This window comes from Fibrivirga algicola (assembly GCF_011742925.1).
GTDB classification, from domain to species: domain Bacteria; phylum Bacteroidota; class Bacteroidia; order Cytophagales; family Spirosomataceae; genus Fibrella; species Fibrella algicola.
The window spans coordinates 99,114-119,696 of sequence record NZ_WAEL01000001.1 but is presented as its reverse complement, the minus strand read 5'-3'; the positions used below and the strand labels follow the sequence as shown (position 1 = coordinate 119,696).

At 55.7% G+C, this 20,583-nt stretch carries 17 protein-coding genes; 8 read left to right on the top strand and 9 right to left on the bottom strand.

What is annotated here, in order from left to right; genetic code table 11:
• Position 1 precedes the first annotated feature (1 nt).
• Together F7231_RS00500 and F7231_RS00495 are read right to left on the bottom strand one after the other, a co-directional pair.
• Positions 2 to 382: a PIN domain-containing protein gene (locus F7231_RS00500; protein ID WP_166690526.1), complete on the bottom strand. Its 381-nt coding sequence runs from the start codon at positions 380 to 382 to the stop codon at positions 2 to 4.
• Position 383: 1 nt separating this feature from the next.
• On the bottom strand, positions 384 to 545 hold the full coding sequence (locus F7231_RS00495) for a hypothetical protein (RefSeq protein WP_166690525.1): 162 nt from the start codon (positions 543 to 545) through the stop codon (positions 384 to 386).
• A gap of 323 nt (positions 546 to 868) precedes the next feature.
• On the opposite strand from F7231_RS00495, the gene F7231_RS00490 reads away from it, so the two are divergent.
• The 3 genes from F7231_RS00490 to F7231_RS00480 all read left to right on the top strand — a co-directional run bounded on the left by F7231_RS00490 (position 869) and on the right by F7231_RS00480 (position 4,914).
• The gene (locus tag F7231_RS00490) at positions 869 to 1,372 is read left to right on the top strand and encodes a (2Fe-2S)-binding protein (RefSeq protein ID WP_085410556.1); all 504 of its coding nucleotides are present in this window, start codon (positions 869 to 871) and stop codon (positions 1,370 to 1,372) included.
• Between the two features lie 2 nt (positions 1,373 to 1,374).
• A complete protein-coding gene (locus F7231_RS00485; protein ID WP_166690524.1) occupies positions 1,375 to 3,543 on the top strand; it encodes a xanthine dehydrogenase family protein molybdopterin-binding subunit in 2,169 nt (722 codons plus the stop codon).
• 96 nt (positions 3,544 to 3,639) lie between these two features.
• Entirely contained in the window at positions 3,640 to 4,914 is a 1,275-nt protein-coding gene (locus F7231_RS00480) for a DUF5690 family protein (protein WP_166690523.1), read from the top strand.
• A gap of 23 nt (positions 4,915 to 4,937) precedes the next feature.
• On the opposite strand, the gene F7231_RS00475 is transcribed toward F7231_RS00480, so the two are convergent.
• The 4 genes from F7231_RS00475 to F7231_RS00460 form a co-directional block, all read right to left on the bottom strand.
• On the bottom strand, positions 4,938 to 6,080 hold the full coding sequence (locus F7231_RS00475) for a TIGR03364 family FAD-dependent oxidoreductase (protein ID WP_166690522.1): 1,143 nt from the start codon (positions 6,078 to 6,080) through the stop codon (positions 4,938 to 4,940).
• A 32-nt stretch (positions 6,081 to 6,112) separates the two neighbouring features.
• On the bottom strand, positions 6,113 to 6,826 hold the full coding sequence (locus tag F7231_RS00470) for an HAD family hydrolase (RefSeq protein ID WP_166690521.1): 714 nt from the start codon (positions 6,824 to 6,826) through the stop codon (positions 6,113 to 6,115).
• Between the two features lie 62 nt (positions 6,827 to 6,888).
• Entirely contained in the window at positions 6,889 to 7,743 is an 855-nt protein-coding gene (locus F7231_RS00465) for an alpha/beta fold hydrolase (protein WP_166690520.1), read from the bottom strand.
• 30 nt (positions 7,744 to 7,773) lie between these two features.
• Positions 7,774 to 8,565 carry a queuosine precursor transporter gene (locus F7231_RS00460; RefSeq protein WP_166690519.1) on the bottom strand — a complete coding sequence of 264 codons (792 nt, stop codon included), beginning with the start codon at positions 8,563 to 8,565 and terminating at the stop codon, positions 7,774 to 7,776.
• A gap of 290 nt (positions 8,566 to 8,855) precedes the next feature.
• Here F7231_RS00460 and F7231_RS00455 point away from each other — a divergent pair, with 290 nt between their 5' ends.
• The 3 genes from F7231_RS00455 to F7231_RS00445 are packed head-to-tail and all read left to right on the top strand — an operon-like array spanning position 8,856 to position 14,422.
• On the top strand, positions 8,856 to 10,295 hold the full coding sequence (locus F7231_RS00455) for an APC family permease (protein WP_166690518.1): 1,440 nt from the start codon (positions 8,856 to 8,858) through the stop codon (positions 10,293 to 10,295).
• Positions 10,296 to 10,348: 53 nt separating this feature from the next.
• Complete coding sequence (locus F7231_RS00450; protein ID WP_374757365.1) at positions 10,349 to 12,652, top strand: S9 family peptidase; 2,304 nt, start codon at positions 10,349 to 10,351, stop codon at positions 12,650 to 12,652.
• Between the two features lie 6 nt (positions 12,653 to 12,658).
• Positions 12,659 to 14,422: a DUF885 family protein gene (locus F7231_RS00445; RefSeq protein ID WP_166690517.1), complete on the top strand. Its 1,764-nt coding sequence runs from the start codon at positions 12,659 to 12,661 to the stop codon at positions 14,420 to 14,422.
• An 81-nt stretch (positions 14,423 to 14,503) separates the two neighbouring features.
• Here F7231_RS00445 and F7231_RS00440 read toward each other — a convergent pair whose 3' ends face one another.
• Together F7231_RS00440 and F7231_RS00435 are read right to left on the bottom strand one after the other, a co-directional pair.
• On the bottom strand, positions 14,504 to 17,020 hold the full coding sequence (locus F7231_RS00440; RefSeq protein ID WP_166690516.1) for an ABC transporter permease: 2,517 nt from the start codon (positions 17,018 to 17,020) through the stop codon (positions 14,504 to 14,506).
• 81 nt (positions 17,021 to 17,101) lie between these two features.
• Positions 17,102 to 17,782: an ABC transporter ATP-binding protein gene (locus F7231_RS00435; protein ID WP_085410566.1), complete on the bottom strand. Its 681-nt coding sequence runs from the start codon at positions 17,780 to 17,782 to the stop codon at positions 17,102 to 17,104.
• Between the two features lie 233 nt (positions 17,783 to 18,015).
• On the opposite strand from F7231_RS00435, the gene F7231_RS00430 reads away from it, so the two are divergent.
• Positions 18,016 to 18,711 carry an arylesterase gene (locus F7231_RS00430; protein WP_166690515.1) on the top strand — a complete coding sequence of 232 codons (696 nt, stop codon included), beginning with the start codon at positions 18,016 to 18,018 and terminating at the stop codon, positions 18,709 to 18,711.
• 116 nt (positions 18,712 to 18,827) lie between these two features.
• Here the strand turns inward: F7231_RS00430 and F7231_RS00425 are convergent, their stop codons facing one another.
• Positions 18,828 to 19,646 carry a M48 family metallopeptidase gene (locus F7231_RS00425; RefSeq protein WP_085410568.1) on the bottom strand — a complete coding sequence of 273 codons (819 nt, stop codon included), beginning with the start codon at positions 19,644 to 19,646 and terminating at the stop codon, positions 18,828 to 18,830.
• A 194-nt stretch (positions 19,647 to 19,840) separates the two neighbouring features.
• Here F7231_RS00425 and F7231_RS00420 point away from each other — a divergent pair, with 194 nt between their 5' ends.
• On the top strand, positions 19,841 to 20,452 hold the full coding sequence (locus F7231_RS00420; RefSeq protein WP_166690514.1) for a fumarylacetoacetate hydrolase family protein: 612 nt from the start codon (positions 19,841 to 19,843) through the stop codon (positions 20,450 to 20,452).
• Positions 20,453 to 20,583 lie beyond the last annotated feature (131 nt).

Below are 20,583 nucleotides of genomic sequence, written 5' to 3'. Positions count from 1 at the left end.
ATTATACGTACTTGTCCGGCTCAAACAGGATTACCGTAGCCATGTTTCCTAAACGTTCAAACCCTTGATCGTGAGCAATAATGGGCATGTCAAGTACAATGGCTGTTGCGGCTATAATTGAATCAATCAATTTCATGCCGGTTGCTAATCTGACCTGAATCGCTTTTGCTTTTACCTGAGCACTTAGGTTGACGATTACACAGTCATCAATTAAATCTTGAGTCAGTAAATGCTGTGCCTTACTCTGGCGTGGACGACACAGCAATTCCATTTCGGTAAGTTCAGATATAAACAACTGACTGTTTGCCAGTAGCCCCATTATAGTAGGATCACCATTCTGCAGGTAACCAACAGCGTTTGTATCAACTACATATTGTTGCATACTACTTCTCACTGCGACTTTCGCGTTGGTAGGCTAGCGGGTCCTGCTCCCACTTCACTTTGCCAGCGTGCTTATTAACGTCGAATAGTTTGGGCTCTTTTACTGTATTCAGTTGCCGTATCACATCAACGGGGACACTGCCTTTTTTTATTTTAATCGTCATTGAGCTTCGCATTTAAAAGTAGCTATATAACCTTAGGCAAAGGTGATGAATTCCCGCCTTACAAGACTAGCGCCTGTCACTTAAAAAGCGTTCTCGGAAGCCGAAGGACTGGACCGCACAGACATGTCGCACAGAAGACGACCGTAAAGAAAACGAACCCGAAACGCCCACGTTGAGTAGCGGCCTATGCGGGTAGATTCGGCAGGGGCAATTCTCTTACGGATGACCCTTATATCCCTATTATCAGGAAGTTTACGGATGGCACACCGAACGCATAAGGTATTCTTCGTAAATTGGTTCGCTCCTTTAATTCATCAAGACTAATGGCACTTTACAACCTGCAAATCAACGGTAAAGCTTACCGCGCTGATGTCGATCCGGATACGCCCCTGCTGTGGGTTCTGCGCGACAATCTGGGTCTGGTTGGCACCAAATACGGCTGCGGCATTGCCCAGTGTGGCGCCTGCACCGTTCACCTCAACGGCGAAGCAACGCGCTCGTGCGTGCTACCGGTATCGGCCGTGGGCAAAGGGAAAGTCATTACCATCGAAGGACTGGCGGCTACGACTGGCACGGGCAACATGCACCCCGTTCAGAAAGCGTGGGACGATATCGACGTTCCGCAGTGCGGCTATTGCCAGGCAGGACAGATCATGACGGCAGCGGCGTTTCTAAAACATACGCCCAAGCCAACTACCGCCCAGATCGACGAGGCTATGAGCGGCAACATCTGCCGGTGTGGTACCTATCACCGTATTCGCGAGGCCGTGAAAGTCGCCTCAACCGCCTCTGCCTCAGCCGCTCCTAAGTCAACTAAAACGAAATAGCCATGCAGACTCTATCAAACGCAAGTCGCCGGAACTTCCTGAAAGTGGCCGTCGCAGCCGGGGGTGGCTTATTTCTTGGCTTTAACTGGACCGACGCCGAGGCCGCAGTGGACGCTGCCGCAGTGGGAGCCGGCAACGTACCTGCTGCCGCACCGGGCGTGGGCTTTAACAGCTACCTCTCTATCAATCCGCAGGGGATTGTCACCATCATGTCGCCAAACCCCGAAGTGGGACAGGGCATCAAAACGGCCTTCCCGATCGTCGTGGCCGAAGAGCTGGACGTTGACTGGAAGAACGTGATTGTGGAGCAGGCCCCGCTTGACAACAAGAAATTTGAACGGCAAGTGGCTGGGGGTAGCGGCTCAATTCCGCACTCGTGGACGCGCCTTCGCAAGGCAGGTGCTACCGCCCGGCAGATGCTGGTCGAGGCAGCCGCCAAACGCTGGAACGTACCTGCGGCCGACTGCACTACGTCGGCTGGCTTTGTCATGCACACCGCCAGCAACCGTAAACTCAGCTACGGCGAACTAGCCACCGAAGCGTCGACCTTACCCGTTCCTGCCGATGTTAAGCTAAAGGAGCAGAAAGACTTTAAACTGATCGGGCAAACGATCAAGAACGTCGACAACCCCGGCATCATCACGGGTAAGCCCCTGTTTGGGCTCGACTTCTACCGCGAAGGCATGCTCATCGCCATGTTGCAACGGCCTGCTTTTGGCTACACGCTGAAGTCGGTCAATGAGGCCGACATCAAAGCTATGCCCGGCATTGTCGATGTGTTCACCTTCGACAATAACGTGGCCGTGGTGGGTAAATCGACCTGGCAGGTACGTAAGGCCAAAGATGCCCTCAAGATTGAGTGGACCAAAACCGACGCGACCGAAAGCACCTCCGACCATAACCGCATCTTCACCGAACTATTGAACTCATCGAAAGCCACCGTTCGCCGGAAAGACGGCGATGTGGAGGCGGCCTTCAAAAGCGCAGCCAAAGTGGTAACGGCCGAATACCAGTGCCCGTTTCTGCCGCACAGCCCGATGGAGCCGATGAACTTCTTCGCGCACGTTCGGCCCGACGGCGTTGAACTGGTTGGCCCTACCCAGACACCCGACCTGGCGCGCAACGAAACCGCTAAACTACTGGGTATTTCGCCCGAGAAAGTAACCGTGCAACTGACGCGCATGGGCGGCGGTTTTGGGCGACGCCTCAAAGCCGATTACGCCATTGAAGCCGTTCAGGTATCGAAACGGGCAAACGCACCAGTGAAGCTGATGTGGACCCGCGAAGATGACATGACGGGCGGTAGCTACCGGCCAGCCGTGCGCTACCGGTTCGAGGCGGCGCTGGATGCGCAGGGCAATATGATCGGCTACAAACTGCGCGGGGCCAGCATCAACGCCGGTAACGCCACGCGGGAAGACAATTTCCCCGCCGGCGCCGTAGACAACCTGCTGATCGATAGCGTCGACCATAAGTCAGCCATTACAACCGGGCCGTGGCGCGCGCCTATCACCAATTTCCTCGCCTTCGCCGAACAGTCGTTCATCGACGAGGTAGCGCAGGCGGCCGGTAAAGACCCGGTGAAGTTCCGCCTCGACCTGCTCGATAAAGCCAAAGCCAAACCAGCCGGTGCCGTTAAATACGACATCGACCGGATGAAGGCGGTAATCAACATGGCGGTTGACAAGTCGGGCTGGGGTACTAAGAAAGGAGCAGATGGCCGACCCGTAGCGCAGGGATTCAGCGTTTACTTCTCGCACCGGTCCTACGTGGCACAGGTAGGTGAAGTGGCGATGGAGAAAGACAAGCCCGTGGTGAAGAAAGTCATCGCCGTGGCCGACTGTGGCATTGTCATCAACCAGAGCGGGTCACGCCAGCAGGTGACGGGCTGTATCGTCGACGGTATTGGCCACGCCATGTTTGGCAACATGACGTTTAAAGACGGCGTACCCGAGCAAAGCAACTACAACAACTATCGCCTCATTCGCCTGAACGAGATTCCCAACGTGGAGGTCCACTTCGTGGATAACGGCATGGAGCCAACGGGGCTCGGCGAACCGGCGCTGCCACCCGCCGGTGCAGCCGTTGCCAACGCCATTTTCAAAGCCAGCGGCAAGCGCGTTCGCAACCAGCCGTTCATCGAAGATCAGGCGTTTAAGAGCATATTATAAAAACAGTTTGCTGTTTGCCGTTTGTCATTGTGCTGCCAGGTCACGCCATTGTATTTTAGCAGCGCAACGATAAACGGCAACCTGTTTTTCCCTTTCATGAAATCACCCGCTTTTCTTCGGCATCCGCTGGCTTTTTTGCTGTTTGGTTCAGTGGCTGCTTTTTGTACGTATACCTGCATGTACGCTTTTCGCAAGGGTATCACGGCGGTTTCGTTTGAGGGCATGGCCTACGCGGGCATCAGCTACAAAAGCTGGCTGGTCATTGCGCAGGTGTTCGGCTACGCCCTATCGAAGCGGATTGGTATAAAGGTGGTTTCTGAAATGGCACCAGCGCGCCGGGCACTCAACATTCTGGGGTTTGTGACCGTGGCCTTACTGGCGCTGCTGGGTTTTGCGCTCGTGCCTGCTCCCTGGAACATCATTTTCCTTTTCCTGAACGGCCTGCCGCTGGGGATGGTCTACGGCACGGTGCTGGGCTTTCTGGAGGGTCGCCGCCAGACCGACGCACTGGTAGCGGGCCTTACCGCTTCCTTCATTTTCGCGTCGGGCTTTGTGAAAACCGTGGCCCTGACCATACGCCGCGACTGGGGCGTTTCGGAGTATTGGCTTCCCTTCGCAACGGGTCTGCTGTTTGTGCTGCCCATGTTACTGGCCCTGTATGCCCTCTCGCTGCTGCCCCCGCCTACCGCCGAAGACCGCGCTTTACGCACCGCCCGGCAACCGATGGACAGCGATGAGCGAAAAGCGTTTCTGCGCACATTCGCCGCGGGGCTTATCCCCTTTGTTCTCTCGTATGTACTGCTGACGGCCTTCCGCGATTTCCGGGACAATTTCGGGCCTGAGATCATCAAATCGCTGGGCATTACCGATCCGGCCGTGTTTGCGCAGACGGAAACCATCGTGGCGCTCTGCATCCTGGTCATGATGGGCAGCATTCAATTTGTTCGCGACAATACCCGCGCGTTCCAACTGATCAACGTGATGATGATTGCATCTGTGGCTATGATCGGGGTGAGCACGTGGCTCTTTCAGCAGGGTAGGCTCTCGCCGGGCATCTGGTACACGCTGATGGGCGTGGGCCTGTACGGTGCCTATGTCCCTTGCAACGGCCTGTTTTTCGAGCGGTTTGTGGCCTCGTTCAGGTACGTGAGCACGGTAGGCTTCATCGTGACACTCGCCGATTTCTATGGTTATCTGGGCAGTGTGGGCGTGTTGCTGTACAAGAATTTCGGCCAAAGCAACGTCAGCTACCTCGATTTCTTCATCTACGGTGCCTACGCGCTTTCCATCGCTTATTCCCTGCTCATGGCTGTCTCTTACCGTGCCTTCCGGCGAATGGGTCATGAGCGACAGGCGCTGAAACTAGTTTGATGTTTATACGGTCTGCACAAACATCAAACTAGTTTCTTCACTGACTCCTCCGCGTAGCCTGCGCTGGACGACATACCTTTGCCGCCGATGCCGGTGATGATGTGAATGTGGTCGTCGACGGAATGCTCGAAAATCTCGTCGGGCGTTTGCGCATAGAAACCGGCCCAGCGGCGACCAATCTGATCGACAGGAAACGAAACGATGCGACGGGCTTCGGCCAAAACCAGGTCATCGATGAAGTCATGGGTGTCGAAACCCAGATCATCGACCTGCGTAGCCGGGGCGTATTCATGCGAATCACCAATGATAATCGACCCGTCGGTGGCTTGTTTGAACAGGATATGGATGCCCCACTTTTTCAGGTCGGCAAACCGCTCCGGCGTTTGAATACCGGCAAACGAAGGGCACTCGGCAAAGGCTTCATACCGCCGGATAGTCAGGCCCGTCAGGATGTTGCCCGGCATAACCAGTTGAGGCATCGGCGTTGTTTGCAGCATCTGTAACTTACTGACGATTAACCCACTTTCAGCAAATACCTCTGGGTAAAGCAACCGAAACTCACTGCCGCTACAGATCAGGACCCGATCGGCCTGAAACCGGGTTTTATCAGCCAGGGTAATAATTGCCCCATTGTAATTCGACTGACAGTCGACCACCGCAGCGTTGGCCAGGTACGTTACGTTGTATTTCGCTTGAACATACCCAATCAACTGATGAATCATCCGGTCGGGCTCAACGCTCACTTCATCAGGAAAAGACAAGGCGCCCCGCACGTAGTCGGGCTGTAGCATGGGGTAACGAGTCAGTACCTGCGCTTTCGACAAAAGCTCACAGGGGTACTGATCGGCCCGACGACGGTCGAAGAGTTCGTTGGCCAGCAGCCACTCATCGTCGTCAGAGGCCACGTAGATCGAGCCGTTTTGGCGCACTGTCAGGTCATGTTCAGCCTGGATTTCGCGGTAGAGCTCCAGGCTTCGGCGGCCATAGTCAAACCAGCGCCCCGACAGACCGGACGGCACTACCTGCCCAAAATTCCGGACCGTCGCGCTCTGTGGGCGGTTATCTTTTTCGAGCAGCAAAACACGCTTGCCCGCCCGTGCCGCATGATACGCATGAAACGTACCCAGCGCACCGGAACCAATGATAATAAGGTCGTAGAAAGCCATGATGGTGTATGTAGCACGGACTTCAGGCCGTGTTATGCTATGAACCCCCGCAGTTCGGTCAGGGAGCCGATGAGCCGGTCGTGTGGGTATGTGATCAGCTGGTCACGGGAGTGGGTGCCATTGGTGACGCCGAGGTTCAGGCCAACGCCCGCCGCCCGGCCGCTGAGCAGATCAGACGGAGTGTCACCCACGTTGACCACCGCTTCCGGATTAGTGATACTCAGCAGGTGCATTGCCTTCTGAATCATGAGCGGCTCGGGCCGACCATGCGGCACTTCATCCGACGCGATCGACGCCTGAATGATTGTCTGCGCCGTACCAACGTACCCAGCATTGAGGCCGTTGAGCCAGCCCAGCTTATTCAGGATAATATCGGTCACTTTCCGGTAGAAACCGGTGGTCAGCGCAATAGAAACGCCCTGTTCGCGCAGGAAAGCGAAGATGTCCAGGCAACCTTCCGTAGGGGTGACCGCGTGCGTGAGGTAGTGCGTCTCCAGCACTTCGGTAAACCGCTGATACGACACGTCGACCCGGTGCTTTACATCCTGATTTCCTTCGCCCAGTTGCTCGGTCCAGAGAGTGTCGAACACATGGCGCTTGGATAACCCCTGCATGGCCAGAATACGGTCAGCGCTCACGGTGAGGCCTGTTTCAGCGGCAGCTTCGGCAAAGCACTGCTCAACTTCATGCTGGTCGGTCACGGTGGTACCGGCCATGTCGAAGACGACTAGTTGGTATAGATTCATGGTAGGAATAGGTTGACCGTTGAGATCAAAGCCAAACCTACACAAACTGGGCGTTGGGTACGTTACGGAGTTGTTAAATTCGAGTGGCCGGTTTCTTGTTTCGGTAACCCGCCCAGAAACGAAGCAATCGCCGCATTAACGGCCTCCGGCTCCTCTACACTCGACGAATGACCCGCCCGCGGAATAGTGACCAGCAGCGATCCGGCAATTTTCTCGTGAATCCGCCGGGCCTTTTCGGGCACCGTTGCCACGTCTTCGTCGCCTACCATGATCAGCGTTGGCAGCGTAATGCGGTCCAGTTCGGCCCGAACTCCCTGTCTGCCAATCACTCCGTTGACGGCTCTGGTAATCGTCCGACTATTTTTCCGGAGTTCGCCTTCCCACGTTTTCCGGTCGGCCGTCCGGTTGGGGCTGGTCAGGAACGACTGACTGAACATGATTTTCATTACCGGGCCAACCACGGCCCATACCCCTAGCCAGCGAACCACGTTATTAAGTAGCCGGTACTTACCCTTATTTTCGTCAGGCTCCGGATCAGCCGTCGTTTCCATTAGAATCAGCGAGCGGAGCAGATCCGGCCGACGGGCAGCGAGGCGCATGCCAACAAATCCGCCCATTGAGAGGCCCGCGAAATGGCAAGGCGCCAGCCGAAGCCCCTCAAGTAACGCCACGGCATCGCCATATACCGTGTCCATGTCGTATCCCGATTCGGGCACGCTGCTTTGGCCTTGTCCCCGATGGTCGTAGGTCACCACGCGGTACTGCTGCCGAAAGGCGGCCACCTGAGCGGCAAACATTCGCCCACTCCACAGCAGCCCGTGCGAAAAAACGATCGTTTCCGGCTGTGGATCACCCATTAACGGCTCGTGAATTTCATAGTAGAGCGCCACGCCCGACTTGGTTTTGAAAAGCGGCATGCAGGGAAGCTTGAGAGTGCCGGAATAGGATTACATAAACGAGCTCATCGACGACTCATTGGCCAGTTCTTCGGCGTGTTCCTTGCCCAGGTACTTGTCGATCAGGTTGTGAGCCAGGTACAGCACCGGCGTTAGCAAAATAGCCGTGGTGGCTTTGTAGAGGTAGTTGATAATGCCAACGGCAATGACCTGCGCGATTGACCAGTTGCCGAATACGTAAAATGCGATACCCAACACCACAAACGAGTCGATGAGTTGCGAGACCAGCGTTGACCCCGTGGCACGCAGCCAGATTTTACGGCTTCCGGTAATGCTCCGCAGGTATTGAAACACCGATGCGTCGAGAATCTGGCCGATCAGAAAGGCGGTGAGCGAGCCGATGATAATGCCCAACCCCTGCCGGAAAATCATCTGGAACGCATTGTTGATATTGATCGGGTTGCCTGCGCCATCTTTTGCGTTTACGTCGAGCCAGAATTGCGCGGGGGGCAGTGTCGTTACGGCGTAGATGATCAGGAAACTGTAGGCCACAAAACCCGCCGTCAGGAAGGAGATACGACGAACCCCGGCCTTACCGAAGTATTCGTTGATAATGTCGGAGGTGATAAAGACAAAAGGCCAGATCACGGCTCCGGCGGTGAGGTTGAAATCAAGGACAAAATCACCGAACAGGTGAATCTGCGCGGGTTGCAGGCCCAGCGTGGTTTCGCCGGAGAATATTTTCACACCGATAATTTCGGCGATGATGGCATTGACCAGAAAAACGGCACTCAGAAAAATGTACAGATTTGTGCGTTTGTTGGTAAATGAATAGGAAGGCATAAACAGGTGCTGGTTGATAGTTCGTGGGGACGGATTTGGCCATTTTCACAGCCAGACAGGCAATATACAGAGCGATTGAATAGGGCAATATCAAATCTGCTGGCTGGCAGCGAAGGGCAAACGTACCCAGGCTGGAACGGCCCCGTTTTTACTGTTTTGCGGCGTTCAACAAGTACTGATAGTATTTTAACAAATAAGCCCGTAAACAGCTGAATCACATCATTCAGTCGCTTAATTACCATATAATTAATTGACAAAAAGGCCAATCGCCAACTAGTTAGTTGCCCGCTATGCAAACCACCGACGATGCAGTGACTGAATTTGTACCCCGGCTGGGGTTGCTGGATGCCACGATGATCGTGTCGGGCTCCATGATCGGGTCGGGCATTTTTATCGTTACCGCCGAGATCACCCGCAATGTGGGCGGGGCGGGCTGGATGCTAGCCATGTGGGCACTGGCGGGGCTGGTTACAGTAATTGCCGCTGTTAGCTACGGCGAACTGGCGGCGATGTTCCCCAAAGCAGGCGGGCAGTACGTCTACCTTCGGGAAGCCTACAACCCGCTGGTCGGTTTTTTGTACGGCTGGTCGTTCTTTACGGTCATTCAAACGGGCACGATTGCCGCCGTGGGGGTCGCTTTCGCCAAGTTCACCGCCTACCTGATTCCGGCTTTCAGCGAGACGAATTTCCTGCTCGACCTCGGCTTTTTCCGGCTGTCGGCGGCGCAGCTGGTCTCGATCTTCATCATTGTACTGCTCACCTACATCAATAGTCGGGGCGTGAAAGAAGGGGCCGCGTTGCAAACCTTTCTCACCCTTGTTAAACTCGTTTCGCTCTTTGGCCTCATCGTCTGCGGCTTCATTTGGGGTGTCGACGCGGACGTATGGCGGGCCAACTGGCAGAACGCCTGGTCGCTATCGGCGCTAAACCAGGCCGACGGGCAGGTGACGTACACATCGCTGTCGGGGCTGGCGGCGTTCGGGGCCATTGCCATCGCCATGAAGGGCACCCTCTTTTCGAGCGACTCGTGGCACAGCATCACCTCCATTGCCAGCGAAGTAAAACGTCCCCAACGCAACATCGGGTTGAGTCTGGTGCTGGGTACGTTGGTAGTCACGGCGATTTACCTGCTGGCCAACCTGATGTACCTGGCCGTGGTACCGCTGAAAGCCATTGCCTTTGCCCCCAGCGACCGGGTGGGCGTGGTAGCCGCCGACTATATTTTCGGCAGCAGCGGCACCATTATTATTGCCATCATGGTGATGATTTCTACCTTCGGCTGCAACAACGGCCTGATTCTGTCGGGCGCACGGGTGTACTACATCATGGCGAAAGACGGCCTCTTTTTCCGCAAAGCCGGGGTGCTCAACAAGAACGACGTACCTGGCTTCAGCCTCTGGACGCAATGCATCTGGGCGTCGGTGCTGTGCCTGACCGGCGAGTACAATAACCTGCTGGCACTGGTCATTTTCGGCGTGCTGATTTTCTACATCCTCACGATCCTGGGCATCTACCGCCTCCGTCGGCTACGCCCCGATCTCGACCGCCCCTACAAAGCACCCGGCTATCCGTTTCTGCCGGCCATTTACGTGGTGGTAGCGGCAGTGCTGGCCGTGTTACTGCTGATCTTCGAAACGCAGTATACCCTACCCGGCCTGGGCATTATTCTGTCGGGCGTGCCGGTCTATTACCTGCTCATCCGGCAGGGCAACAAAGCGGCCGCCAACTAATTCTGTTTCGACATACCTGAACATCACTTAGTACCATCAACTGTATGATTACGATGCATTCCACGTTCACCGCCCCGATGCTTCGCCCGGGAACAAGAAGTTTACTGGTGAGTATGCTGTGGCTGGCCTGCCTAACAACCGGCTTTGGGCAGGGGAAAGCCGCCGACTACAAACGGAGCGAAACGCTGAAAGAAAAGCTAAAAGACAAACTCTACAACGTACCCGGCACTATTCACTGGCTTCCGAACGGGCAGCGGTTCTGGTACCTGACCCGGACCCGGAAAGGTAGCGAGTTTGTGGTGATCGATGCCGCCCGAAAAACCCGCCAGCCTGCTTTCGATGCCCAGCAGCTGGCCCAGAAACTGGGCGAAGCAACCGGCAAAAAAATTGACCCCTACCAGCTTCCGTTTACGACCATCAGTTTTGGCACCGACGACGAAGCCGTTGAATTTGTGGCCGAAGGGTCGGTCTGGCAGTTTGGTCCGGGGGCGGTCGCTTTTCGGAAGAAAGGGCCGTTTAAAGCTGAACCCGTAACCAATCGGTACTGGGGGGCATCGCGCGATGAAGACCGGAAACGCCTCGTTGCGTCGCCCGACAGCAACTGGTACGCCTTCATTAAAGAGTACAATGTGTACCTGCGTTCGCGGCAAACAGGAGCAGAAACACAGCTCAGCTTCGACGGCGCGGAAGGCGAGTATTATGCCAGCACCATTCAGTGGGCCCCCGACTCGAAGAAACTGGTCACCAACAAAGTACGCCCCAACCAGAAGCACCTGATCTATTTTGTGCGCTCTTCGCCAACCGACCAGCTTCAGCCCCGACTCGAAAATCGGGAGTATCTGAAACCCGGCGACGCCCTACCCGTTCGCCGTCCTCAGCTTTTCCTGCTCGATGGCAAGCGGCAAATCTCGGTCGACGATGCGCTGTTTAACCAGCAGTACAGCCTGTCGGAACTGACCTGGCGCAAAGACAGCCGTGCCTTCACATTTGAATACAACCAGCGGGGGCATCAGGTGTACCGGGTGCTGGAAGTCAACGCAGCAACCGGGGCGGTACGGCCGCTCATCGAAGAAAAGAGCAGGACGTTTATCGATTACAGCGGCAAACGCTACCGCCACGATGTCGACGATGGAAAAGAGATTATCTGGGCGTCGGAACGCGACGGATGGAACCACCTCTACCTGATTGATGGGCTGACGGGCAACGTGAAAAAGCAGGTAACCAAAGGCGAGTGGGTGGTGCGCAACGTGGTGAACGTCGACGACAAAACCCGGACGATTCTTTTTGCGGGAAGCGGAAAAAACGCGGGTCAGGACCCGTACCTGATCCAGTATTACCGCGTCAATTTTGACGGCACCGGCCTTACGGCGCTCACCAGCGATAACGCGAACCACATCGCCACCTTCTCGCCCGACTTTACCTCTTTCGTCGACACCTATTCGCGGGTCGACCTGCCACCTACGTCAGTACTGCGCAGCACAACGACTGGCGCGGTGCTGCTGGAGTTGGAGAAAGCCGATATCGGTGACTGGCAGCAGGCCGGCTGGAAAACGCCCGACGTGTTCACGGCCAAAGGGCGCGACGGTAAAACCGACATCTGGGGCATTATCATCCGCCCTACCAACTTCGATTCGACCCGCAAGTATCCCGTTATTGAAAACATCTACGCTGGTCCGCACGGCTCGTTTGTGCCGAAAACGTTCATGACCAACAACCTGGCGATGCACGAACTGGCCGAGCTTGGCTTCATTGTGGTGCAAATCGACGGTATGGGTACGTCGAACCGGTCGAAGGCATTTCAGGATGTGTGCTGGAAAAACCTGAAAGATGCTGGTTTCCCCGACCGCATTCGCTGGATGCAGGAAGCAGCTCGCCGCTACCCATCGATGGACCTCGACCGGGTGGGTATTTACGGCACCTCAGCAGGCGGGCAAAGCTCGACGGGCGGGTTGCTGTTTCACCCCGAATTCTACAAAGTCGGCGTTTCGTCCTGCGGCTGCCACGACAACCGAATGGATAAAATGTGGTGGAACGAGCAGTGGATGGGCTACCCCATTGGGCCACAGTACGAAGAATGCTCGAACGTTACCAACGCCGCCAAACTTCAGGGTAACCTGCTGCTGATTGTGGGCGAAGTAGATGACAACGTCGACCCCGCCTCGACCATGCAACTGGCCGATGCGCTCATCAAAGCCCAAAAAGACTTCGACCTCGTGGTAGTGCCCGGCATGGGCCACTCATCAGGCGGTGATTTCGGCGAACGCAAACGCCGCGATTTCTTCGTCAGGCACCTCCTTCAGGTCACGCCGCCGGCCTGGCCTTCTACGAATTCGGCCGCCACAAGCCGAGCAAACTAACCCACGATGCTAGCCCAATCAATTACCTTACCTCACCTTCTAGCCAGTACCCTGCTGGCTGTTAACCTGCTGTTTGCTACCCGTCCGGCGGCCGTAGCACAACCCAACCCGCTGGCGGCGGTGAACCCGCAGAGCAGCGACGTGCACCATTTGCTGACGCAGTATTATGCCGACCGGGGCAGTCTGAGCCGGTTTTATACGGTACTGGGCTCGCCCGAACGCCGCGAACGGTTTCAGAAGCTGAATACAGAGTACCTGAGACAGGTGGAGCAGTTGAGTTTCGACAAGATGAACACCGACAGCCGGGTCGACTACCTCTTGTTTCGGCGCGACCTGCAGGAAACTTTGTACAAGCTTGCGGCTGAGGCTACCGAGCGCGAACAGATCAAAGGCTGGTTCCCGTTTGCCGACACTATTTACGCCGCCGAGAAGTTACGCCGTCGCGGGCACGTACCCAACGCCCGGCAGATGGCCCAGAACCTGACTGCCATCAGCAAACAAATTGTGCAAACCCAGCAGGAAGTCGATCAGCTTAAAAAGCTCGACCCGACGCTGCTTCGGCAGGCCGAATCGACTGCGCAGGGGCTAAAATCGGCGCTGGCAAGCATCTATACTTTCTATAACCACTATGACCCCGACTTCACGTTCTGGGTGCCGCAACCCTACCAGAAAGTCGATAGTTTGCTGACGGCCTACGCGGCGTTCTTCCAGAAAAAAGGCCGTTTAGCGGCCCCGGTTAAAGAAGACGGCAGCGGCATTGTGGGTGTTGCCGTGGGGCGTACCGAGTTGCTGCGGCAGTTACAGATGGAGATGATTCCGTACTCGCCTGAAGAACTGATCGATATGGCCAACAAGGAATTTGCCTGGTGCGACCGGGAGTTGCTGAAGGCGTCGCGCGAGATGGGATTTGGCGACAACTGGAAAGCCGCGCAGGAAAAAGTAAAGAACAGCTACGTACCCGTGGGCAAACAGCCTGAGATGATTCTGCGGCTCTATAATGAGTCGGTGGCGTTTTTGAAGGCCAAAGACCTGATCACCATTCCACCGCTGGCCGAAGAAACATGGCGCATGAGCATGATGTCGCCGGAGCGGCAGCTGGTCAATCCGTTCTTTCTCGGAGGGGAATCGATCATTATTTCGTACCCTACCGACGGCATGAAACACCCCGATAAAGTGATGAGCATGCGGGGCAACAACCCGCATTTTTCGCGGGCAACGGTACACCACGAACTCATTGCGGGGCATCATTTGCAGGGCTTTATGAATAACCGCTACAAAGTGTACCGCAATTTCGATACGCCGTTCTGGGTCGAAGGTTGGTCGTTGTACTGGGAAATGCTGCTGTGGGATCAGGGTTTTCCGCAATCGCCGGAAGATAAGATCGGGATGCTGTTCTGGCGGATGCACCGTTGCGCCCGCATCATTTTCTCACTCAATTACCACCTCGGCAACTGGGGTCCGCAGCAATGCATCGATTTTCTGGTCGACCGGGTGGGGCACGAACGGGCTAACGCCGAAGGCGAAGTTCGGCGGTCGTTTATCGGGGGTTACCCACCGCTGTATCAACTGGCTTACATGACCGGCGGCTTCCAGTTTCTGGCGCTCAAAAAGGAGCTGGTCGACAGCGGCAAAATGACGCACAAGCAGTTCCACGACGCTGTGATGCAGATCAATTCAATGCCCGTTGAAATGATCCGCGCCATCCTAACCAACCAGCGCCTGCCCAAAGATTTCAAAAGCAGCTGGCGGTTCTATAACCTGAAGTCGTAGCCGGATATAGCAGGTTGTGTGTGGTGTATGGCTTCGCGCTATAAGCTATACACCACACACAACCTCCCCCAACGGAGCAATTTACTCTGAGCGGAGTACTTCCAGTGGGGGGCGGCTTAGTACGTCGCGGCTGTTGAGCAGGCCGATCAGCATGGTCAGGCCAGTAACGGTCCCAACAACGGCCAGCAACGGCCATACGGTTGGTGCATAAGGCATCTCAAAGACGTACCTGGCCAGCACCCACGTACCAATCACCGACAAGACAATCCCCGACAGCGAAGCCAGCAAGCCCAGTAAGCCATATTCAACTAGCGTGATGCGGAGGATCTGTCGGCGGCTGGCACCCAGCGTACGGAGCAACACACTTTCCTGCATGCGCTGAAACTTGCTGATGATGACCGAGCTGCTTAGCACCAGCAGACCCGTCAGGATGCTGAATAGGGCCATAAACCGGATCACAAACGAGATTTTGCTCAGAATATCGTCCAGCGTTTTCAGGATCAGGCCGAGGTCGATCGCCGACACATTGGGAAATTTGGCGACCAGGGCCCGCTGAAACGTGGCCGACTTCTCAGTAGTGGGCACGCGCGTCATCAGCACGCTGAACTGCGGGGCCTGCTCGAGCACACCAGTCGGAAACACAACCAGGAAATTGGTCTGCACCCGGTTCCAGTCGACGGTACGCGTGCCGCCAACGATGGTTTCGATGGGTGCACCCTGTACGTTAAACGTCAGTTTATCACCCAGTTTCAGGTGGAGCCGCTTCATGAAATCGTCTTCAAACGTCACGGCCGGTACACCGGCAATCATCACCTGCGACTTGCCTGAGCTGAGTTTTTCAGACGCAATCAGCGAGTCGCGGTAGGTCACGCGGTATTCACGGTTCAACGCCCACTCGGGTATGTGTAACGACGTGTCTTTACGAATAGCCGCCAGTCCGCGCCCGTTGATGCTTTCGAGCCGCATGGTCACGATGGGTACCTGCTGCATGACTGGCAACCCCGATTGTGTAACCAAATCGCGCACACCCGCCGTTTGCTCGCGCTGAATATCAAACAGCACCATGTTGGGTTGCTGCCCGCTAGCCGAGAATTGCACGCGACCCAGCAACAGCGTCTGGGTGAGGTACAGCGTGGTGATCAGGAACGCGCCCAGTCCGATAGATACCAGCAGAATAAGCGTCTGGTTTTGGGGACGATACAGATTGGCCAGACTCTGCCGCCACACGAAACTCCACGACCGGGGGAAGAACCGGCGCACCACGGCCATCAGCGCCAAGCCCATACCCGTCAGCACCAGAAAACTCACGGCCATACCGGCAGTAAAGCCACCAGCTAGCTTCCAGTCACGGGTTTGCCAGTAAGCGAAGCCGAAAACGAACAAGGCGATTAACCCGAAGACGACCCACCGCAGCGGATCACGACCCGATACGTCGGCCTCCAATGAGGCGCGTAATGTGCGCAGGGGGGATATTTTTCGAATCAATAACAACGGTAGGGCGGCGAACAACAGGGCAATGAGCAAGCCCGTGATGATTCCCTGCCCAATGGCGGGCCACGAAATAGCAACGCTTACTTCAACGGGAAGGAACGAACCAAAGACAATCGGCATCAACCACTGCAATAACGACCCCAGCGCGGCACCCAGAACGGCACCACCGAGACCCATAACGGCGGTTTGTATCAGGAAGATCAGGAATGCTTGCCAGCCGCTAGCTCCCAGCGTTCGCAGAATAGATACCGACGTAATCTTCTCTTTTACATATAGTTGCACCGCGCTAGCTACACCCACACAACCCAGCAGCAGCGCCACGAATGATACCAGATTCAGGAAGCGGGTAAGATCGGCGAAGGCACGGCCTGTCTGGCGTTTCCGATTGTCAACGGTGTCGGAGTTTAGGCCGGCCTTGTCGAGCGTAGGCTCCAGGCGCTTCACCAGCGCAGGTACGTCGGTGTTCTTCGCAAACTTGTAGTAGTATTTATAGTTGACGCGGCTGCCTTTCTGCAACAGTCCGGTCTGGTTCAGGTACGTTGCCGGCACGAATACCGTGGGTGCCACCGCCGCCGTAGCTGCCGTAGCACCAGGTGTTTTCAGGACGCGTCCGGCTACCCGAAACACTACCTCGCCCACCCGTACCGAATCGCCCACGTTGACCCCGAATTGCACCAGCAGCGCATCGTCAACCAGAGCTACCCGTTCGCTGTTCGTTCGGAACTGCGCAATAGCCGAAGCAGGTTGAACCTCCCACGTACCATAATAAGGGAAACGACCTTCCAGCGCCTTGACCTGCGCCAGCCGAACCCCACCCGACCGCGGAAACAGCACCATCGACGCAAACGCCGTTTCGCTGCTCCGTTCAGCACCGATTCCCTGCAATAGGTTTTTCATTTTCTGCGATGGCGCTGCCGAAGCCGTTACGGTGAGGTCGGCCCCCAGCAGTTCCTGCGCCTGCTCGTCGATGCTACGGGCCAGGTTATCGCCAAATGAATTGATGGCAACCAGCGCCGCAATGCCCAGCACAATGGCCGACATAAACAGCAACAGCCGCTGCCGACTCCGCCGACTATCCCGCCAGGCAGTATTTAAGATGAAGTTCATAGGAAGGTGGTTTGCTGTTTGTCGTTGCGCTGCTACTTCACCGGCTGGTAGGCTAGCAGCGCAACGACAAACAGCAAACTGTTAACGTGTCTGGAGGGTATCTTCAACTACATGACCACCGCGGATGCGGATCATACGCTGGGTTTTGGCGGCCAGGTCGAGGTCGTGCGTAACGATTACGAGCGTGGTGCCCGCCTCGCGGTTCAAATCGAACAGCAGATTTTCGACCGTGATGCTGGTGTCTTCATCGAGGTTTCCGGTGGGCTCATCGGCAAACAGAATAGCCGGTCGGTTCGAGAACGCTCTGGCCAGCGATACACGCTGTTGTTCGCCGCCAGATAGCTGCAACGGGTAGTGATGTCCCCGATCGCCCAGGCCAACGCGGCCAAGTAGGTCGCGGGCAATGCGCTCGGCGCCGCGTGTACCGCGCAGTTCGAGGGGCACCATCACGTTTTCGAGGGCAGTGAGGGTGGGCAACAGCTGAAAGTTCTGGAAGATAAAGCCAACGTGCTGGTTGCGCACCGCCGCCCGCTGGTCTTCGTTCAGGCTGTCGAGCTGTACGCCGTTGAGCCACACGCTACCTGATGAGGCACGGTCGAGGCCGGCGCAGAGGCCAAGCAGGGTAGTTTTGCCGCTACCGCTAGGGCCAACAATGGCGAAGCTGTCGCCGGGCTGCAAATCAAAAGAAACGTCGTGGAGTACAGTAAGTGTCTGACCCGCACTCTGGTAGGTCTTCGTCAGGTTTTCGACGCGTAAACTCATAAATCAGGTTGTATAGTGAACGGGGCGCATGCTGCCGGGTCTTGACGTATAACCACGGCAGGGTCGTTTTCGTCACGGAACCAGTCAGAATTAGGCAGATCGGTCGCAATGGATGGCTTATCGGTAAAAATGACAGCTTTTGCAGTGCGGGTATTGCTTGGCGAGACACGCACCCGTAAACGTTAAGCAGACTTTCGGGGTTTGATAGAGCAACGACCAATGTCATCACTACTATGCATTTGATTGCCCGTTTCGCGCCTTTGCTGGGCCTCGTTTTTTGCCTAAGCTGCAACTCAAAAACAGAAACTGCCCAAACCGGTACCACCTCATCCGACAGTGTAGCCACCGCTGCCACTACCGACAACAAGAAAGTCATCGTTTTCTTCGGAAACAGCCTCGCTGCGGGCTACGGCCTCGACAACACGGCCGACGCGTTTCCGAACCGGATCGGCGCGCGTATCGACTCACTAGGACTCCCCTACCGGGTAGTCAATGCCGGTCTTAGTGGCGAAACAACCGCTGGTGGGCGTAGCCGCGTGGGTTGGGTATTGCGTCAACCAGCCGACATTTTCGTGCTTGAACTGGGCGGCAACGACGGTTTACGGGGTATTCCACTAAAGTCATCGCGCGAGAACCTACAGGCCATCATCGACACCGTCCGGCTGAAGAACCCGGCGGCGCGTATCGTTATCGCCGGTATGCAGATTCCGCCTAACCTGGGGAAAGCCTACACCAATGAGTTCCGGGGCATTTTCAAGGAACTGGCCGACAAAAATAAAGCCGTGCTGATTCCGTTCCTGCTCGAAAACGTGGGTGGCAATCCTAAACTCAACCAGGCCGACGGGATCCATCCCAACGTGCAGGGGCATCGCATTGTGACTGAAACCGTCTGGAAAATCATTGGCCCACTGGTGCAGCAACAGTCGTAGCCACATACCTGAGGCATCCCGGGAACTGCCAGTCGACTGACTACACAAATAGCCCGCTGCCAACTAGTTATTTTAGTTGGCAGCGGGCTATTTGTGTAGTCAGTCGACCTGAACTCTTACCCTTTATAATACTTCCGGGCTTCAGGAAGCAGCTTTTGCAGGTCAGCAATCCGGCGGGCATCAGATGGGTGCGTCGACAGAAACTCGGGGGGCTTGTTGCCGCCACCTGCTTTAGCCATACGTCCCCAGAAGTTGATGGCTTCGGCAGGATCATACCCGGCCATCGCCATGAAAATCAGGCCCAGTTTATCGGCTTCCGACTCCTGCGCGCGGCTATGCGGCAATTCCCGGCCTACCTGATAGGCAACCGGCAAGGCTACACCCACGGCCTGCAATAACACGGCTTTGGTAGCACTCGGATTCTGCTGCGCCCGCGAACCGGCAAACGCCTGTCCCGCTTGTAGCAGGCCGTTCGACAGTAAGCCTTCGCTCATCCGTTCGCGGCCATGCTCGGCAATGGCGTGCGAAATCTCGTGGCCCATTACGGCTGCTGCACCAGCTTCGTTTTGCGTATAGGGCAAAATACCGGTGTAAAAAGCCACCTTGCCCCCCGGCATACACCAGGCGTTGATCTGCGGACTTTCAATCAAGGCAAACTCCCACTGGTATCCGGCCAGGCGTTCGCCATAGCCGTTGCTGTTCATATAGCTTTCCATGGCCTGCCGCAGGCGATTCCCCACACGTTGCACCATCTCAGCCTGGCTGCTACTCCGAACCACCCGGCTCGTATCCAGCACACCCTGGTAACTTTGGAAACTCATCGGCAGCAATTCGGCATTGGACACCAGCGCCAGCTGCTTTCGGCCCGACAACGGAACCGTCTGGCAGCCAACCAGTAACCCAATGGCCACCATTCCTACAATTAACTTTTTCATCGTGTTCGTGAATTATGTTCGTTGGACAATTCGCATAGGCGTTGTATCCTACCGTATACGTACAGTCGCAATCGCCGTTTTGTTTACTGCTTTTGACGAGCGGGCGGCGTTATGGTTTAGTTTTGCAGGCGTTCGCTTCGCCTACTTTCTCTGTTTAACCAGGAGCATTCTGATCTCGAATCGCCCAAATCACTATGAAAATCATTGCAGTTGGCCGCAATTATGTGGAGCACATTCAGGAATTGAACAACGAACAGTCGGGTGATCCGGTCATTTTCCTGAAGCCTGAAACGGCCATTTTGTACCGCAACGCACCATTCTTTTACCCCGATTTCTCAACCGACGTTCACCACGAAGTTGAGGTACTGGTGAAGATCAACCGCGTGGGAAAAAACATCGAAGAGCGGTTTGCGCACAAATACTACGATGAAATAGGCCTGGGCATCGATTTTACGGCCCGCGATGTACAAAGCAAACTTAAGGCGAAAGGGCTGCCCTGGGAGTTGGCCAAAGCCTTCAACGGCTCGGCTCCCGTTTCGGAGTTTATTCCAAAAACGGAATTTGCCGACCTGCAAAACCTGAATTTTGACTTGGCAATCAATGGCGAAATGCGCCAGCAGAGCAACACCAGCCTGATGCTCTTCCGGATCGATTTCCTGATCGCCTACGTGTCGCGCTACTTCCTGCTTCAGAAAGGCGACATCCTATTTACCGGGACACCCAAAGGTGTGGGTCCCGTACAGATCGGCGATCGGCTGGTGGCCTCTCTCGAAGGCCGTGAGATGCTGAATTTTGGCGTAAAGTAAAATTTTCAGACGCTCGTGAGGACTAAAGCCGTTCTTGCCTGTACCTATCATTACTGATTGACGATTTGAAAGTTCACCACATTCTCCTGCTGACGCTACTGCCCGGCCTGTTGTTTGGGCAAGCGAGCAAG

Excerpts from the sequence above, each read along its gene's own strand:
- F7231_RS00500 (WP_166690526.1), bottom strand. The coding sequence starts at position 382 with ATGCAACAATATGTAGTTGATACAAACGCTGTTGGTTACCTGCAGAAT.
- F7231_RS00495 (WP_166690525.1), bottom strand. The coding sequence starts at position 545 with ATGACGATTAAAATAAAAAAAGGCAGTGTCCCCGTTGATGTGATACGG.
- F7231_RS00490 (WP_085410556.1), top strand. The coding sequence starts at position 869 with ATGGCACTTTACAACCTGCAAATCAACGGTAAAGCTTACCGCGCTGAT.
- F7231_RS00485 (WP_166690524.1), top strand. The coding sequence starts at position 1,375 with ATGCAGACTCTATCAAACGCAAGTCGCCGGAACTTCCTGAAAGTGGCC.
- F7231_RS00480 (WP_166690523.1), top strand. The coding sequence starts at position 3,640 with ATGAAATCACCCGCTTTTCTTCGGCATCCGCTGGCTTTTTTGCTGTTT.
- F7231_RS00475 (WP_166690522.1), bottom strand. The coding sequence starts at position 6,080 with ATGGCTTTCTACGACCTTATTATCATTGGTTCCGGTGCGCTGGGTACG.
- F7231_RS00470 (WP_166690521.1), bottom strand. The coding sequence starts at position 6,826 with ATGAATCTATACCAACTAGTCGTCTTCGACATGGCCGGTACCACCGTG.
- F7231_RS00465 (WP_166690520.1), bottom strand. The coding sequence starts at position 7,743 with ATGCCGCTTTTCAAAACCAAGTCGGGCGTGGCGCTCTACTATGAAATT.
- F7231_RS00460 (WP_166690519.1), bottom strand. The coding sequence starts at position 8,565 with ATGCCTTCCTATTCATTTACCAACAAACGCACAAATCTGTACATTTTT.
- F7231_RS00455 (WP_166690518.1), top strand. The coding sequence starts at position 8,856 with ATGCAAACCACCGACGATGCAGTGACTGAATTTGTACCCCGGCTGGGG.
- F7231_RS00450 (WP_374757365.1), top strand. The coding sequence starts at position 10,349 with ATGCATTCCACGTTCACCGCCCCGATGCTTCGCCCGGGAACAAGAAGT.
- F7231_RS00445 (WP_166690517.1), top strand. The coding sequence starts at position 12,659 with ATGCTAGCCCAATCAATTACCTTACCTCACCTTCTAGCCAGTACCCTG.
- F7231_RS00440 (WP_166690516.1), bottom strand. The coding sequence starts at position 17,020 with ATGAACTTCATCTTAAATACTGCCTGGCGGGATAGTCGGCGGAGTCGG.
- F7231_RS00435 (WP_085410566.1), bottom strand. The coding sequence starts at position 17,782 with ATGAGTTTACGCGTCGAAAACCTGACGAAGACCTACCAGAGTGCGGGT.
- F7231_RS00430 (WP_166690515.1), top strand. The coding sequence starts at position 18,016 with ATGCATTTGATTGCCCGTTTCGCGCCTTTGCTGGGCCTCGTTTTTTGC.
- F7231_RS00425 (WP_085410568.1), bottom strand. The coding sequence starts at position 19,646 with ATGAAAAAGTTAATTGTAGGAATGGTGGCCATTGGGTTACTGGTTGGC.
- F7231_RS00420 (WP_166690514.1), top strand. The coding sequence starts at position 19,841 with ATGAAAATCATTGCAGTTGGCCGCAATTATGTGGAGCACATTCAGGAA.